This window comes from Chloroflexota bacterium, assembly GCA_026389585.1.
GTDB lineage: Bacteria > Chloroflexota > Dehalococcoidia > UBA2247 > RBG-13-53-26 > JAPLHP01.
Map to the genome: position 1 here is coordinate 1 of JAPLHP010000024.1, position 15363 is coordinate 15363.

Here is a 15363-nt window from a genome sequence, read left to right on the forward strand (position 1 = left end):
TGGCCCGCCGGGAGGAGGTAAAACAGCAGAGCATTGCTTCAAGAAAGGCTGCCAACGCGGTCACTACCTTGAGCCGGACCCATGCCCCACTGTTCATTACCAAAACAGCCGACTTGTATCATAGGGTTTGACGACGTACACTTACTCAGCAGAACGCGAATACTGCCTTGAAGACCACGTCTCCGGTTCTGTCTATTGAACCCCGCGGCTCGCCAAACTCCTGGCGGACGACATCGAAGCCCCTCTCGAGGTCACCTCTTCCGGCGTCGCTGTTGAAGCCGACATCGATCAGTGTGGGATCCCTGTCCAGAAGCAGGTAAACGTTAGTCACATGGTTTGGGAAGCTCTCCACGGGTATCCCGTAGACCCGAATGCCGCCGGATGAGTATCGGACAACTCCCTCTATGCGCGTTTCTTCCACGTCCCCAATGCCTCCGAGCTTCTCTGTCTGGTAGTTGCCCCGTGTGGGGTGCCACCGATTCAATTATAGGCCGATGGCCGCCACCGTGTCACAGGGCCAGATGCCACCGGGATCGAAAGGCAGACATCGGCTAGGGTTCCAGCACCACCTTGATGGCGCCTGCTTTCCGGTCTCGCGCCACGGCAAAAGCCTGTTTCACTTCTGCCAGCGGGAAACGGTGTGTGATCGAGGCCCTGGCGATCTCAGGATGCCTGGAGAGCAGCATGGCCGCAACGTCAAAGTCCCGCACAGCGCCATTAGCGGCATACATGAACGAGGAGATGACCGTTACCTCCTTCATCATGGCGGGTATCTGGGGAAACGGAAGGCCGTTCCAATGCGTCCCGAGAATCAGGATTCTACCCTTCGGCCGACACAACCTGACAGCCCTGTTCACTGCTTTGTCTGTTCCAGCACAATCTACAACAAGGTCGTACTGCCCTTCAACCTCTCGGGCTCCAAGAGACATGCCCGCAGCCATTTGATGGTCGTAGCGTGCGGACAGCCCCACCGTTGCGTCGCCGGCTTTGGCGACTGCCACAGCGCAGAGGCCGATGGCGCCTCCCCCTATTACCGCCACGCGCTCGCTCGCCTCCAGACCAGCCCGGCGAAGTCCGTGCACTGCCACCGCCAGAGGCTCAACCAGGCAGGCGTCTCGCACATCAACATTCGAAGGCAGATAGACCAGACATCTCTCCGGGACCCTGAGTTCATCGGCCATGCCTCCGTCTCGACCGACACCAAGCGACTTCCCTGCCCTCGCCTGGCACAAGTTGTAGTCACCGGCCCGGCAACTGGGGCATTCGTGGCAAGGCATGGTTGGCTCCACAGCGACGGACGTACCATTATCAAGCACCCCCGCCACTTCATGACCGACCACGCAGTTCAAGGGCGATTTCATTTCCAGCATATGGAGGTCAGAGCCGCAAATGCCGATGGAACGCACGATCACCCTGACTCCTTCGTCAGAGGGCTCCCGCACCTCCCGCAGCTCTACTTCTCCATCCTTGAAATACACGGCACGCATCCGCTCGCTCCTTGGGCTAGGACTACATGTACTAGATACTCCCAGCCATCTCCGTCAACCCGGACTGCTTCACAACCTTCCTGAGCTCATCCAAATGGGTCTGAGGTGAGGGTTCACAATTGGCCAGTGGGTAGACCATGCCGTACTGGGCGTACTTCGAAATCCCCAGTCTGTGATAGGGCACCAGTTCGACTTGCCGGAAACCCAGTCCGCACACAAACCTGGCCGTCTCCCCGATGTTCTCCACGGAATCGTTCCAGCCTGGAATAACCGGGATTCTTATGATGACATCCTGGGAGGCTTTCACGGAGAGCACTCTCTTGAGATTGCCGAGAATCAGTTCATTTGACCGCCCCGTCAGCTCTCCGTGCCTGGCCGGATCCATGTGCTTCACGTCAAACTGCAGCAAATCCACGTGCTTGAGGACAGCCTCAAGATAGCTCCACGGTAAGTGTCCGCAGGTCTCTAAGGCGGTGTGCAGATAGGCTTCCTGGGCTGCTTTGAGAAGCTCTGCCGCGAATCTGTATTGGGCCAGCGGTTCGCCGCCCCCAACCGTAATGCCGCCGCCCGACCTCCGGTAGAAGGCTCGGTCCTTCTCCACTTCCGCTAGCACTTCGTCAACGGGCATCTCCCGGCCGACGACCTTCAGGGCATCTTTGCCGCACGCCGCAACACACTTGCCGCAGGCATCACACGCCTTTCTGTCAATCGACGGCTTGCCCTGCCTGTTCAGGTGAATCGCTTTGACAGGACAGGCGCACAGGCATGGCGCTCCGCACGCGCTGTCCCCCACGCATCGGGATTCGATGAAGCCGAGCTCAGGCTGGCCTTTCTGTGATTCCGGGTTGCAGCACCAGAGGCACCCCAGCGGACAGCCCTTCAGAAACACCAGCGTCCGGATTCCAGCGCCGTCGTGGATGGAATACCTCTGAATGTTGAAAACCTGTCCGGTTGTGCTGCCTGTCATGACACTCTTCGCGGTATCACACCCCGTGTTCCGTTCTCTTGATGATATCGTCCTGGACCGCCTTCTCCAGCTCCACGAAGAAGGCACTGTATCCCACCACCCGCACCACCAGGTCCTTGTAGTCTTCCGGGTGTTTCTGCGCTTCCCTCAGGGTCTCCGCACTCACCACGTTGAACTGGATCTCCCATCCGCCCAGATCGAAATAGGTCCGGATCAGATTGGCCCACTTCACCATGCCAGCTTGGGTCTCCAATGGTCCGGGGTGCATCTTCATATTGAAGATCGTTCCCTGAACCAGGTTCACGTGTTCCAGGTTGGCCACGGACTTGATGCTGGCTGTCGGCCCGTTTACGTCGGTGCCTTGAGCCGGAGAACAAGCATCACTCAACGGAGTCCCTGCTGTCCGGCCGTCGGGAGTGGCCCCGCAAAGCAGCCCGTAGCTCATGTGGGCTGCCACCGGAGCGATAGTGGCCCCATAGCCCTGCCCTGGAAGGGTTTGGTGTTGACGCAGTTCCTTCAGCACTATGTTCAGACAGTCTTTGGCCAGATTATCCACGTACGGGTCGTCATTCCCGTATTTCGGGGCGCGGAGGCACATTTCCGTCGAACTGTCTTCGAAGTTGGTTTCCAGCGCATGCTTGAGTTGAGCCATGGTGATGATTCGGTCATCAAAAACCAGCTTCCTGATGGCCGCCATCGAATTCGCCAGGGTAGCGATTCCCACGATGCAGGCGTGTACCGCCCGGTTTCCGTATATGGCGCCGCCGTCATAGTAGCTCTTGCCACGGCTGATACTGTCTCTTGTAAGCGAGGACAGATAGGGACAGGGCCGGTGCTTTGTATGCGCTTCTACCAGTGGAAGTGTCTGCAAAAACATGATTCTGGCAAGTATCCTTGCCCGCTCGGAGAACGCCTTCATCATGTCGTCGAAAGTCTCCCACGTTAGCATGCCACCGGTTGACGCCAGGGGAGACCCGGTAACAGGATCTTTCCCCTGCAGTGTCAATTCAAGGAGTCGCCCCAGACTCATGGCATGGTAAGGGATACCCTCCGTCCCCTTTCCGGCGAAGGTTATCTCCGAGCACCCGATAATGCAGTAATCGTAGGCGTCTTCTTTGGTTATGCCGGGAACGTAGGCCAGTTGGCTCGGAATGATCACCTCGTCGTTGAACAAGGCGGGGTGCCCGCCCCCATGGTTCTTGATAGCTTCACAGCACTTCATGAGGAACTTGTCCGGAGTCCGTTTGTGTATTCTGGCCGACACCGTTGGCTCGTGGAGTTGCATGTTGCTGGATACGTCCAGCAGGAGATAGGAGAGTTCGTTGGTGGCATCGTAGCCATCGGCGGTCTGCCCGCCAATCGGCACCTGAATCCAAAAAGGATAGCCGTTATGTGCATAGGTGAGGACCTCGCTGGCCACGCGGTTCGACTCCGCGACCTTGAGCCACAGGCATTCCAGGAGCTCCAGCGCCTGGGCCTTCGTGACTACCCCCTGCTTGATGTCTCTGTCATAGTACGAGAAGCAATACTGATCTAAGCGGCCGGTGCCGATAGAGACCCCGTTCGTTTCGATTTGTACCGAAGCCATAATGAAGGCCACGACCTGCAGCGCTTCCCCGAAGTTCCGGGCCGGATGGGCCGGCACCCAGTCACATGTTTCGGCTATCTGCTCCAGTTCCCTCTTCCGCTCTTCATTTGGCTCTACGGCAGCTTTCTCCCGTGCCAGATCGGCAAACCGCCTGGCCCACTTGATCACCGCCTTGTCCGCTATTACCACTGCTCTGAGGAAGGGTACCTTGGCATAATCATCAGGGTTAGTGAGGTCCAAACGACTTATGTGGGCTTCCGCAGCCTCAATGAATGAGTTCAAGCCGCTAGAAATGACCCCTTCGATATTAGGGGCGATATGGCCGATGCCACCCTGCTTGCCCATGCGGATATCGTTGAACGAGTTCCTTTCTGCCTGCCTGACCTCGTCTATGGTGAGCGCGTTGGCTATGGCCGCGAGATTCCTACCCTGCCAGTACTCCATGCACCCCTTCAACCGGGCCTTGTCCTCGTCGCTCAGAAGCCAGGGGTCACCCTTCCTCGTCGATATGGTGTCCAATTCCGGCTTCAGCCAGGTGTCATCGTACTCCGGGAACAGAAAAACTCCCCTTGGCCTGGAGGCGATGTTGCCCACGATGAGTTCGCCATCCTGGATCCAGATGGGAACCTCACTCAGCACTTTGTCAAAGGCCAGCGCCTGCCTCAGAACCGGAGGCAGAGCCTCCGTCTTCTTGTACGAATCGGTAACCAGCACACTGCGGTCAGCACAGATGTTTGGTTTGTGCTGCATGTAGGCCTGCTTCAGTTTCGCAGTTCTTTCTGTGCTGGGATGGCATGACTTCCTGGCTACTGTCGTGGCACTTGCTTCTGCGCTCATTGTGGGACCTCCTCTTCAGCGTCTATCTTCACGCCACCTCTTCAACAAACACATATACTACTCTGGTCATATCGAAGAGTTCCTTCTCATCTTCACGAATGGGACGACCAGTCTCGCTCGCGTATATATCCATCATGGTCTGGAATCCCTCCATGTTGTCAAACCATTCCTCAGTAATGCAGTCGAACTTCGGTTCTTTATCTCCAGACGAGAAGGGCATGGTGCTGACATAGTTGCGCACATACTTCTTGATGAAAGGGAAGACCCTCTTCGCCAATGGTGCGTGAACCTCCTCATAGTGCTTGCGGAACTGCTCTAGTGAAAGGCCGGGTTTCCTCTTTAACAACGCTATTGCCTTGACCATGCGAAAATACCTCCTTTCATTCCCCCATCAGCATTGTATATCCCGACGCCAAAGGAAGTACAGGCTGCACTTCCGCAAGGCCAGTGTGGTGAAGGTTTGCCGGTTGAGCAGTTCATTCAGTTGACGGACACGGCAACGAGACACCTCTGAGCCAGGTCATGAAGGGTTTTGAACTCAGGCAGATAAGGGTTCATATCCTCTGATGGACAGGTGTCAAGATAGACTTCACACTGCAGTTGGTCTTGCCGCAGCACATTCCCCACCCTTTTCTCAGCGTTTCCGACGCCTTCACATCCCAATCCTCAAGCCCATAAGGAAACTCTTTCACAAACTGATGGACACGATCGAATCGCTGCCGGTCATCAGAACAGCCCCGAGTTAACTGAGAAGCTTTCTCCCCTATAGCTGAATGCCTGCCAAAATCGCAGAGTTGGGTAGGCAACAGGCATTCAGCTACTCGATCCATCGCATAATCCCCATATCAGTCAAAGATGCCAGCTTGATACAAAACCGGGAACTCATCATCAGACACGCCCGATATCCGCGTGCAGACATACTCAGTATGTTCCCCCAGGCAATACCAAGGCAATCTTGATCGTCAGGGACCACAAAAGAGGAAGCCAGGTGAGAAAAGCAGTAGTTGTCCCGGATCACTCAGCACTATTCATTGCGCCTTGGGTGAAGAATTGATGCTCGGAATTATCGAAACAGGATCGCCTGAGCGTGAATCAGCTTACTGACTTTTGTCTGGGGGGCAAGGGATTGACTCTCCCGCAGTGAGGGCATCTGATGCTATCGCCTCTGAATTTGGGCGGCACTCTCAGTTTCGTGCCGCACTCGCAGTTGACAAGACCATAGTCACTGAACTTCCACAGAAGATCAGAGGTCTCCCTCGTGCGCTCGACCTTCTCCGCTTCCGGTTCTACGGCTTCCGGCTTCCGTGCAGCTACAGCAGGAACACCTGCAAGAGCAGAGGCGGGCATGACCCCGCTGCCAGACCGGCTGACTTCACGATAAGCTTTGTCGTAGGCTGCCAGTGAGGCGCCTCCCGCCATACTCCGCAATATTCTTATCCTCTCCGAGATTGGCGGGTGGGTGCTGGTCAGATCACTGGCCGCTCTTCCTCCGCTGCGGAAGGGGTTAACCGTATACATTGGGGCAAGCGCCTGGTTGGCCGACTTTACCTCGGTGGTTGAACCAGCCAATTTCTCCAGTGCCGAGGCGAGTCCCTCTGGATACCTGGTGTACAGGGCACTGGAGGCATCGGCCAGATACTCCCTCTTTCTGGAAATTGCAAAGTATATCAGTTGAGCCGCAATCGGTGCCAGTATCATCAGAAGTATAGCTACAACGATTATTAGCAACGCTGCGCCGCCTCCCGATGAGGAACTCCTTCTATTGCCTCGCATACCGCCAAACAACATCATCCTGGAGGCAAACCACGCTAGAATAACAATAGTCCCAAGCAGTACACTGCATAACGCCATCAACAGTACATCACGGTTCTTTATATGGGATATTTCGTGACCAATAACACCCTGCAACTCATCGCGGTTGAGCTTCTGCAGCAGCCCGGAGGTAATAGCGACGGAGGCTCGATTGGGGTCTCTCCCCGTGGCAAAGGCATTCAAGGCCGGGTCGTCGATGATATAGATATCCGGCATCTTTCCCAGCCCCGAGGCAATCTTCATTTCCTCGACAGCGTTGTAGAGACGGGGATGATCGTCGCGGCTTATCTTCCTCGCTCCGGATATGGAGAGAATGATGCTATCCCCCTGGAAATAGGCAATCAGACTCATGATCACCCATACCACCAGAGCTACGATCAGGCCGCCAACACCGCTACCGAATAGAGCTACACCCAGGAAATAGCCAAACAGGAGCAGCAGCAGGCCCATGGCTGCCACCAGTATTATGGATCTAGTCTGGTTAGACCTTATCTGTTCCCACATGCCGGAGCGTCTCTTGGCTAATTGAAGCTAACCTTGGGTACTTCCTTTTCTTCAGCTACTGTAACCTGGAAGAACTCGCCAGCCTTGAAACCAGTCATTCCCGCCACAACATTGGAAGGGAACATCTGGATCTTATTGTTGTAGCCGAGAACCGAATCATTGTAATACTGGCGTGAGAAACTTATCTTGTTCTCCGTTGAGGTCAACTCTTCCTGAAGAGCAAGAAAGTTCTTGTTGGCCTTCAGGTCGGGGTAGTTTTCCACCACAGCCAGCAGCCTGGAAAGAGCTCCGCTGAGCTCGCCCTCGGCCTTGGCCTGGGCTCCTACGCCGGTACCAACCGCCTTCTGCGCCAGATTGCGGGCATTGGTGACCGCTTCCAGCGTCTCCCTTTCGAAGTTCTTATACCCTTTAACTGTTTCCACCAGGTTCGGGATCAGGTCATGTCTCCTCTTGAGCTGGACATCGATCTGGGCCCAGGCATTCTTAGTCTGATTGCGTGCCCTTACCAGCCCGTTGTATACCCCCACCAACAGGAGAAGAAGAACCACCACCACCCCAAGAACAACATACAATGCGATCTTCATAGATCACCTCCTCGAAATAGATCTCTATTATTCTCTTACTTTGAATACCTCTCCCAAAAAGTGAACAACCCTGCTGTGCTTATGGCCAGTATGGCTTCTGTCTTTGTCTTTCAACTGTGCCAGCACCTGGCTGACTTCACCGCTATCGAACCATAGCCCATCTCCCCTGAGACAGACGTCTATCAACACCTTCGGATCAGAGCCAATGTAAACCTTTTTCATCTTCCTTCTGCATATCGGACACCTTCTCGACTTCTCAGCCACCTTCTCTTCAGGCAAGGCCATGATTTCATTCATATTAAGCGCCCCGCCTTCCAATCCCAAACGCGCTTCCAGCAACTCCAGCTCTCCGGCATCAAACCAGACGCCGTAGCACTTCGTGCAGTAGTCGAGCTCAATCCTCTCATACTCCACCACCACCACCACACCTTTACATGCCGGACAGTCCACCGATTTCCCCCTTAGGCATTAAACCATACCTATTTTACTCAAGAAGCAAGCATAATCAACCTTATGCATGTATTTCAAGTGCATGCAGTCCAGCATTAACAGGCCAACACATCGGCATTACCCAAACCTCCATCAACATCATACCACATCACTAACCGATCAGCATGAACAAAGGAATACCCCTCAGCCAAGCCATGCCCCTCAGTCGAGATGATCACCGGAAGAGAGTACGCTGTAGCCGATCTCAACGGTGACCCTGCGAACACCGTAGTCATCGCCGTCTGGGCGTAAATTCTGCGGCGTGTTCCCCAACGTCCCCCCTTCGTATCCAAGCTGAGGTGGGTAACCAGACATAACCTCCAATCCTTGACAACTGTCAGACAGTCTGCATATCATCAGGGCAGAATTCCCACACGATACACACTTCGGTCAGGCAATCACGCATCTAGTGCCCGAGCGGAGCAAGCCTACTCGTAAAGGGGGGAACGTGGGTAGCAGACGATTTATCGGCTGTGCAGAGTATTTGTTTTTCTCTCGGCTCCATTGGCCGTTCGATAAGAGATTCCGCAGCAGCCTCATCCCCAGAGGCAGTTTCTCACGCGGTGGTGTTAACAGAATATTAACGGCGCTTCTCCTGGCCACACTTATTTTCGTTCCCATTCTTTCTGTGCTTCCTGAGCGAGATGTGGTTTCTGCTGACTCGCCTGTGACCCCCATGGTATCCGCAGGGCTCAGACACACCGTGGGGCTAAAGTCCGATGGTACTGTGGTGGCCGTAGGAGACAATAGAGCCGGCCAGTGCAATGTGGGCTCCTGGACCGGGATACAGCAGGTGGCCACAGGACAAAATTGGACGGTGGGGCTGAAGTCTGACGGGACGGTGGTGGCGGTGGGAGCCAGCTACTACGGTGAGTGTAACGTGGGCTCCTGGACCGGGATACAGCAGGTGGCTGCCGGGCTCTTTCACACGGTGGGGCTGAAGTCCGATGGCACGGTGGTGATCACGGGATCGTGTGGCTACTGCGACGTGGGCTCATGGATTGACATCCAGCAGGTGGCTGCTGGGTACGATTACACGGTGGGCCTGAAGTCCGACGGCACGGCGGTAGCCACGGGAGATGATTCCATGATGACCCAGGTGGGTTGGGGGACCGGTCGGCTCAACGTGGGCTCCTGGACCGACATCTGTCAGGTGGCAGCGGGGAAGTATCACACGGTGGGCCTCAAGTCGAACGGCACAGTGGTAGTCACGGGATACAACGATGATGGTGAGTGCAACGTGGGCTCCTGGACCGACATCTGTCAGGTGGCAGCGGGGGACGATGACACGGTGGGCCTGAAGTCTGACGGGACGGTGGTGGCTGTGGGATACAATGACCAAGGCCAGTGTAACGTGGGCTCCTGGACCGACATACAGCAGGTGGACGCAGGAGCATGGCACACGGTGGGCCTGAAGTCCGACGGCACAGTGGTGGCTGTGGGATACAACGACCAAGGCCAGTGCAACACTTTTAACTGGAATCTGGGGGTCACCATCTCGAACCACCCCCCCAACCAGCCCACCAACCTCTCGCCGATAGGCTCAGGTGTGAGCCTGACAGCTACCTTGCAAGCATCAGCTTTTTCAGACCCAGATGCAGAAGACTCACTGGCAGTTTCCCAGTGGGAGATAACCACTACTGAAGGAGACTATTTAGCCCCTCTATTTGGTTTCTCCAGTATCACGGGACTACCCACGCTCCCTGTTCCATCAGGGACGCTGACCTATGATACAACCTACTACTGGCACGTGAGATATCAGGACAATCACGGAGCTTGGTCAACTTGGTCAGCCGAGACAACTTTCATCACGGGGAATGCTCCGCAGCTCGTGAACCTGGATGTGCCGTTCAAGGCACAGGTTCCTCCTGGTAGTTGGGCAGAAACCAATAACTGTGGGCAAACCTCATCGCTTATGGTCTTCTCCTACTGGAACGGAACTGTGCCGACTGAGCAGGGGATCAAAGACATTGATGATTGGCTCTACACAAAATACGGTGACCCGGTGAATGGCTACAATGGCTCCATTAGTACCACCACCAAGCTTGAATCCCTCGCACGTGAATATGGTGGCTTCTCGACCTACAAAGCAAGTGGATGGGATCTGAATAGACTCAAGAGAGAGCTTGACGCGGGTCATCCTGTTATCGTAGCCGTCATCGCGGGACGTCTTTCCAACAGGAGCTACACCTACTCTGGAGGTCACTTCGTAGTAGTCAAGGGTTATAGCAGCACACACGTGATCTGCAATGATCCTGGAACAAGCGGAGGACACGACAAGTACTATGCCAACACTGAGTTTTCGCTGGCTATGTCGGATCAGGGTGGCTCTGTAGTCGTCATTGCTCCTCCGCCAACAGCAGATTTCTCTGCCGATCCTGTCTATGCCATAGAAGACCAGGTAGTTCACTTCACTGGCCTGCCTTCTGGCGGCATACTACCTTACTCATATGCCTGGGACTTTGGTGATGGGACCACTGCCAATGATCAGAATCCCTCGCACGCTTATTCTGCTCCAGGAAGCTACCCCGTCTCGCTGACCATCACCGATTCAACTTCTGCAACAACTAGCAAGACCAAGCATGTCACGGTTTGGGGAGTGAAGAAGTACGCGCCCACCCTGAGATTCGACGACAAAGAGAACTACTACCCTACTGATGTGCACGGGGATGACGGTGATGTAACCAACAATCATGAGAACTGGGATGCTGGCAAGTTTGGATCAACTCGCGTTTGCTACTATAACGTAGTCACATACCCAGATTCTGTGGTATACGAATACTGGTACTACTATGCCAACAACGCGTTTCCCCTAGACAATCACGAGCATGACTTCGAGGCGGCGTTTGTCTGGGTAAACAATGCTACGAACAAACCCTTCTACTTTGGCTTGACTCAGCACCAGTGGATCAATGAGTCTGAGATATCGGACACCTCCCAACTTGTTGCATATGTGGAACTGGGCGGTCATGGAATGGCCGACAGTTCACTGCCAATTAGCGGGGAGGGCGACGGGACTGCCATATCGGGAAACAACTTCACATATCAGCCAATGTCAGCCGCGGAGTCGTTTGCCGGAGCTGACCTGGACGATGCCGGCAACTACAAGACCAATGAGTTTAGCATCAGCCACGTGAAGGCACCTTGGCAACGGGCAGATTATGCCAACCCTGAGGGGGAGATCCGCTTGACGGAGGGACTCGGTCAGACGAACTGGATCACGATCAAACTGCACAGCCCGGGCGAGCTTAGGGTGCTAGACTCGCAGGATCGGACTACGGGAATCGTGGGTGGGGAGACGAGGAATGAGATCCCGAACTCGACCTACTACGGCGACGCGGTCACAATACTCTCGCCAGTTGACTCCTATAGATACGAAGTAGTAGGCACAGGACAAGGTTCCTATGGGCTCACCGTGACGTTGGTGAAAGATACAGGACCCGTCACATTTGCTGCCACTGATATTCCTATACTAGCCAATGGGGTGCATCAGTACACGATTGACTGGGATGCTCTGTCTCTAGGCCAGCAAGGGGCGACCATCGCCATAGACTCCAATGGCGATGGCACAGTGGACAACAGCCTATCTGCCGATGCTGAGCTTACTCATGAGGAGTTTCTATCAGCTACCTCGGAGCAAGGGCTGCCATCTTGGATTTGGATTGTTGTTGGCGTTGCGGCGGCTGTAGGAGTAGGCGTTGTGGCCTACTTGGTCAGTAGCAGGCGAGCGCCAAAACAGGGCTAGCCATTTTAACCGTATGACACATTGCAGAGTAGAAGCAGAGTTCCACCATATGGGACAAAGGCGAGACCACCTCTAGAAGGGGGGTGTGCTGACAATGCACGACATTGGGGCTCTTGAAATCGTCATTATCGTGGGGGTTCTTCTGGTACTCGGACTGTTCGCGGGCAAATTCCTTGGTATCAGGAGGGCGGGGCGTCGAAGTCGAACTACTTTGTGCCCCCAGTGCGGGCAACCGAATGACGGTTCAGCGGCATTCTGTCTCAAATGCGGTACGCCTCTACGCCAGACGTTGAGACCGGAAACAACTGAGAAACCCGCCAGGACTGGGCGGCGGCTTCGTATATTCGGAGTAGTGTCCTTCATAATCGTTGTGCTGGTCATCGTTGCGGCAATATGGTTTTTTGGAATAGGACGTGGGGGAAATGACGGTGGAGGTGGTGGAAGCCTCACTCAACAGAACGCCGCGGTCACCAAGGACGCTTCAGAATTGGCACTGAAAGCGAGCGACATTGAAAATGGGTGTACTCAGTTGCGTGTCAATAATGTAATGGAGGGCACGAATGTTCTATCCGTATATAGCGTAACTTTCTTTTGTGGTGGCTACGGAACACTGATGTATGGTGTCACGAACAGTAGTGTTACCGTCTACTCTTCTGTTGATGCAGCCAGAAACGCTTATGCCTCGAAGGCCCCTGATGAGTATGGCAGTGCCAGTGCCGTGCAACACTACCACACTGACATTGGTGACGAATGCGTCGTAGTGGTGATACAGGAGCTTGCCTCGGCAGAGTGCCTATTCAGAGACAAGAACGTGCTTGTAGACGTTGGTACGACCTATCCCGAAGACGCGGAGTTCTACGCTAGGATAGTAGAGCAACGAATAGGTTAGATGCAGTACTAAGAACCTGATTCTGTGGGCGACTGCTGCATATCGTGATTCCCTGTAAGGTGTGTAGGTGGTCGCCGAGAACGGGGTAAACGCAGAACCCGTTCACTAATATTCGCTGCAACTATAGAAGGAGGGCTAATGACACTGTTTGGGTTCCTTGTTATTTTCCTGGCCATCATTGGACTGATCGCACTAGTCTATACCATTGTTGTCCGAGCCGGACGCGTTGGCCGCGGAACTCGTCCTGCGGTCTGTCCGCAGTGCGGAAACGCAAATCCGGACGGAGCGAGATTCTGCCAGAAATGCCGCACGCCTGTCGGGAACTCCATTCAGCAATCGGCGGCGAGCCAAGTTACGACGGCAAGTGAAAGTCGCCCCGGCCTCTGTCCGCAGTGCGGCAATGCAAATCCGGACGAAGCCATATTCTGCCAGAAATGCGGCACGCCTGTCGGCAAGCCCACCCAGAAATCAGACGTGCCCCAGCCTGGGATGGCAAGTGAAAGTCGCCCCGGACTCTGTCCCCAGTGCGGAAAGGCAAATCCAGAACAGGCCCGGTTCTGTCTCAGTTGCGGGGCGGCTCTCCAGACGTTTTTCCAGAAACCCAGCGTCAGCCAAGCAGTAGTATCAACGCAGACAACGAAAATCGTGGCAATCATCGGCGCCGCAGTCATCTTGGTCGGTTTTCTTACTCCCTGGATAACAATCAGCGGATGGGTGTCCGCAAACATATCTGCGTTGGACTGGATAAGGGGCTGGAGCTTCGGGGGTGAGACTTTGGATAGAAGGGGCGAGGTTTACCTTGCTTTGATCGGCGTTCTGCTTGCCGTGGTAGGCGCCATATCTGCCCTGGCCAGTCCAAAGACAAAGGCGCGCTGGGCCACACTCATCTTGTTGGGAGGGATAGCTTCGATTCTGGCCGCTGTCTGGGGAATCGTCGATATTGGAAGTCACGCCGACCTGGGTGTATCGGGTGGCTACGGATACGGCGTGTACCTGACATTGATCGGTGGCCTATTGAGTCTGGGCGCGCTGCTGGGCTCGAGGCGCTGGCTTGAGACACTCTTCAAACGCTGGTTTTTGACCACCTAATGTACTTCTCCAAACAAGATCATGGAGAGAGCACTAGGGTGGGCTGTGCCCACCCCCACCCGTACCATGCTCCCGGCTGATCTCCTGAGAGAACTCGGCGGTTGGGTTACCAGCCGTCCCTGCGTGCCTGGCCTCCTGCCCCACCTCCCCACTCCCCCCACCACCTGCTCCTGCCCTGGGGGCAGTCGCCCCTTCCACCGAAACGAACCCCACCAACGCCGTGGTCATCGCAACCTGGGCGTAGTGCCCCCCCTTCATATCCAGGCTGAGGTTGACAGCCTCTACCGTCCAAACTATCCTAGGGAGACCCACAGCGATATTTCTAGACAACCAAGACTACTCATAGGGGGACGAAATGAAACGACACGATTCTAGGTTCCTGGTATGCGCCCTAGCTGTATTGATGCTACTTCTCTTGACTGTACCGTTGGTTGCGTGTGGTAATGGCGGAAGCGATGGTGATGGCAACGGCAATGGCAATGGTAATGGCGATGCGAACACAGGAGGAAGCGCGCTCAGTGGGACGCTGAACGACATCTACTTCATGGATTTCCCCTCGTGGGGAGAGAGTGGACTGTTTGTAGATGTGACTCTGAGAAACACCACAAACGAAACCATCTATATCCAAGGCTACTTTGTGGATAGCCATGGGACCAAGTACACTGGTTCTTTCGACACCGTGGGGATGGGGTCAACGTACATGACTCCTGGGTATGTCATGTCCAACACTGTCTATGGCGCTCCAGGCGTTCCTAAGGACGCGACGGGGCTGAAGTTCATTATCGACACTTCAAAAGGGCGGACTACCCTATCACTGCCAGATGGGAGCTCGATACGAGTCGAATAGTCATCGCCCCGGCAGGTACTGCAAATGGAGGCCGAGCCTGCGAAGTGAGACTGGCTAACGAGTGGACGCGGGTACCGGCTCGCATAGTCCCAGGACCAGCCAATCGAAGACTGTGTATGATGGGAAGACATGAACGACTGGACGAGGTATTGGCGACGTACTCGATGGCAACATGATGAAGTCATCCGGTGATGCTGTCCGAGACATGCCCAGGGTTGTTGCAGTTCTGGCCGCCTAAGCTGCGTCCCCTACCCCCTCAGCCCCAGATGGTCACAGGGTGCTGAGGATACTCCCAGCTCTATGCCCTCCCCTTTGTATCCAAGCTGAGGTTGACAGCCTCTGTTGGCTATGCACCATCTCGGAGGTTGTCCCCGCGTGCCTGTCATCCTGCCCCACCCCCAGCCCACGCCCCGCCAGGAACGAGGAGGGCCTGAGAGCGTTCGTATACCGCCGCCGCCGAGTGGCCTTGCGGGTTGCCCGTGGCCAGCGGCCTGGGGACACACACGGGGGCTCAGGGTGAGGTCC

General features: G+C 55.2%; 14 protein-coding genes and 1 pseudogene. 5 read left to right on the top strand and 10 right to left on the bottom strand.

Annotated elements, in window-relative coordinates; translation table 11 throughout:
* Positions 1-145: 145 nt before the first annotated feature.
* From NTZ04_01915 to NTZ04_01955, 9 genes are all read right to left on the bottom strand, one after another.
* A complete protein-coding gene (locus NTZ04_01915; protein ID MCX5991079.1) occupies positions 146-421 on the bottom strand; it encodes a hypothetical protein in 276 nt (91 codons plus the stop codon).
* A 130-nt stretch (positions 422-551) separates the two neighbouring features.
* A complete protein-coding gene (locus NTZ04_01920) occupies positions 552-1487 on the bottom strand; it encodes an alcohol dehydrogenase catalytic domain-containing protein (GenBank protein MCX5991080.1) in 936 nt (311 codons plus the stop codon).
* Between the two features lie 31 nt (positions 1488-1518).
* Positions 1519-2454 (bottom strand): glycyl-radical enzyme activating protein, encoded by a 936-nt coding sequence (locus tag NTZ04_01925; protein MCX5991081.1) that lies wholly within the window; start codon positions 2452-2454, stop codon positions 1519-1521.
* A gap of 16 nt (positions 2455-2470) precedes the next feature.
* Complete coding sequence (locus NTZ04_01930) at positions 2471-4879, bottom strand: glycyl radical protein (protein ID MCX5991082.1); 2409 nt, start codon at positions 4877-4879, stop codon at positions 2471-2473.
* A 28-nt stretch (positions 4880-4907) separates the two neighbouring features.
* On the bottom strand, positions 4908-5243 hold the full coding sequence (locus NTZ04_01935; GenBank protein ID MCX5991083.1) for an EthD domain-containing protein: 336 nt from the start codon (positions 5241-5243) through the stop codon (positions 4908-4910).
* A gap of 728 nt (positions 5244-5971) precedes the next feature.
* On the bottom strand, positions 5972-7195 hold the full coding sequence (locus NTZ04_01940) for a M48 family metallopeptidase (GenBank protein ID MCX5991084.1): 1224 nt from the start codon (positions 7193-7195) through the stop codon (positions 5972-5974).
* Positions 7196-7212: 17 nt separating this feature from the next.
* The gene (locus tag NTZ04_01945; GenBank protein ID MCX5991085.1) at positions 7213-7779 is read right to left on the bottom strand and encodes a LemA family protein; all 567 of its coding nucleotides are present in this window, start codon (positions 7777-7779) and stop codon (positions 7213-7215) included.
* A 27-nt stretch (positions 7780-7806) separates the two neighbouring features.
* Positions 7807-8229 (bottom strand): zf-TFIIB domain-containing protein, encoded by a 423-nt coding sequence (locus NTZ04_01950; protein ID MCX5991086.1) that lies wholly within the window; start codon positions 8227-8229, stop codon positions 7807-7809.
* A 95-nt stretch (positions 8230-8324) separates the two neighbouring features.
* Positions 8325-8477 (bottom strand): hypothetical protein, encoded by a 153-nt coding sequence (locus tag NTZ04_01955; protein MCX5991087.1) that lies wholly within the window; start codon positions 8475-8477, stop codon positions 8325-8327.
* A gap of 467 nt (positions 8478-8944) precedes the next feature.
* Here NTZ04_01955 and NTZ04_01960 point away from each other — a divergent pair.
* The 4 genes and pseudogenes from NTZ04_01960 (at position 8945) to NTZ04_01975 (ending at position 13991) form a co-directional block, all read left to right on the top strand.
* A pseudogene (locus tag NTZ04_01960) lies at positions 8945-9736 on the top strand (chromosome condensation regulator).
* 375 nt (positions 9737-10111) lie between these two features.
* Entirely contained in the window at positions 10112-12013 is a 1902-nt protein-coding gene (locus tag NTZ04_01965) for a C39 family peptidase (GenBank protein MCX5991088.1), read from the top strand.
* Positions 12014-12107: 94 nt separating this feature from the next.
* Positions 12108-12902, top strand: a complete 795-nt coding sequence (locus tag NTZ04_01970; protein MCX5991089.1) for a zinc ribbon domain-containing protein — start codon at positions 12108-12110, stop codon at positions 12900-12902.
* Between the two features lie 138 nt (positions 12903-13040).
* Complete coding sequence (locus NTZ04_01975; protein ID MCX5991090.1) at positions 13041-13991, top strand: zinc ribbon domain-containing protein; 951 nt, start codon at positions 13041-13043, stop codon at positions 13989-13991.
* 33 nt (positions 13992-14024) lie between these two features.
* On the opposite strand, the gene NTZ04_01980 is transcribed toward NTZ04_01975, so the two are convergent.
* The gene (locus tag NTZ04_01980) at positions 14025-14321 is read right to left on the bottom strand and encodes a hypothetical protein (GenBank protein ID MCX5991091.1); all 297 of its coding nucleotides are present in this window, start codon (positions 14319-14321) and stop codon (positions 14025-14027) included.
* A gap of 25 nt (positions 14322-14346) precedes the next feature.
* Between NTZ04_01980 and NTZ04_01985 the strand changes: the two genes are divergently transcribed.
* The gene (locus NTZ04_01985) at positions 14347-14838 is read left to right on the top strand and encodes a hypothetical protein (protein ID MCX5991092.1); all 492 of its coding nucleotides are present in this window, start codon (positions 14347-14349) and stop codon (positions 14836-14838) included.
* Positions 14839-15363: the final 525 nt, after the last annotated feature.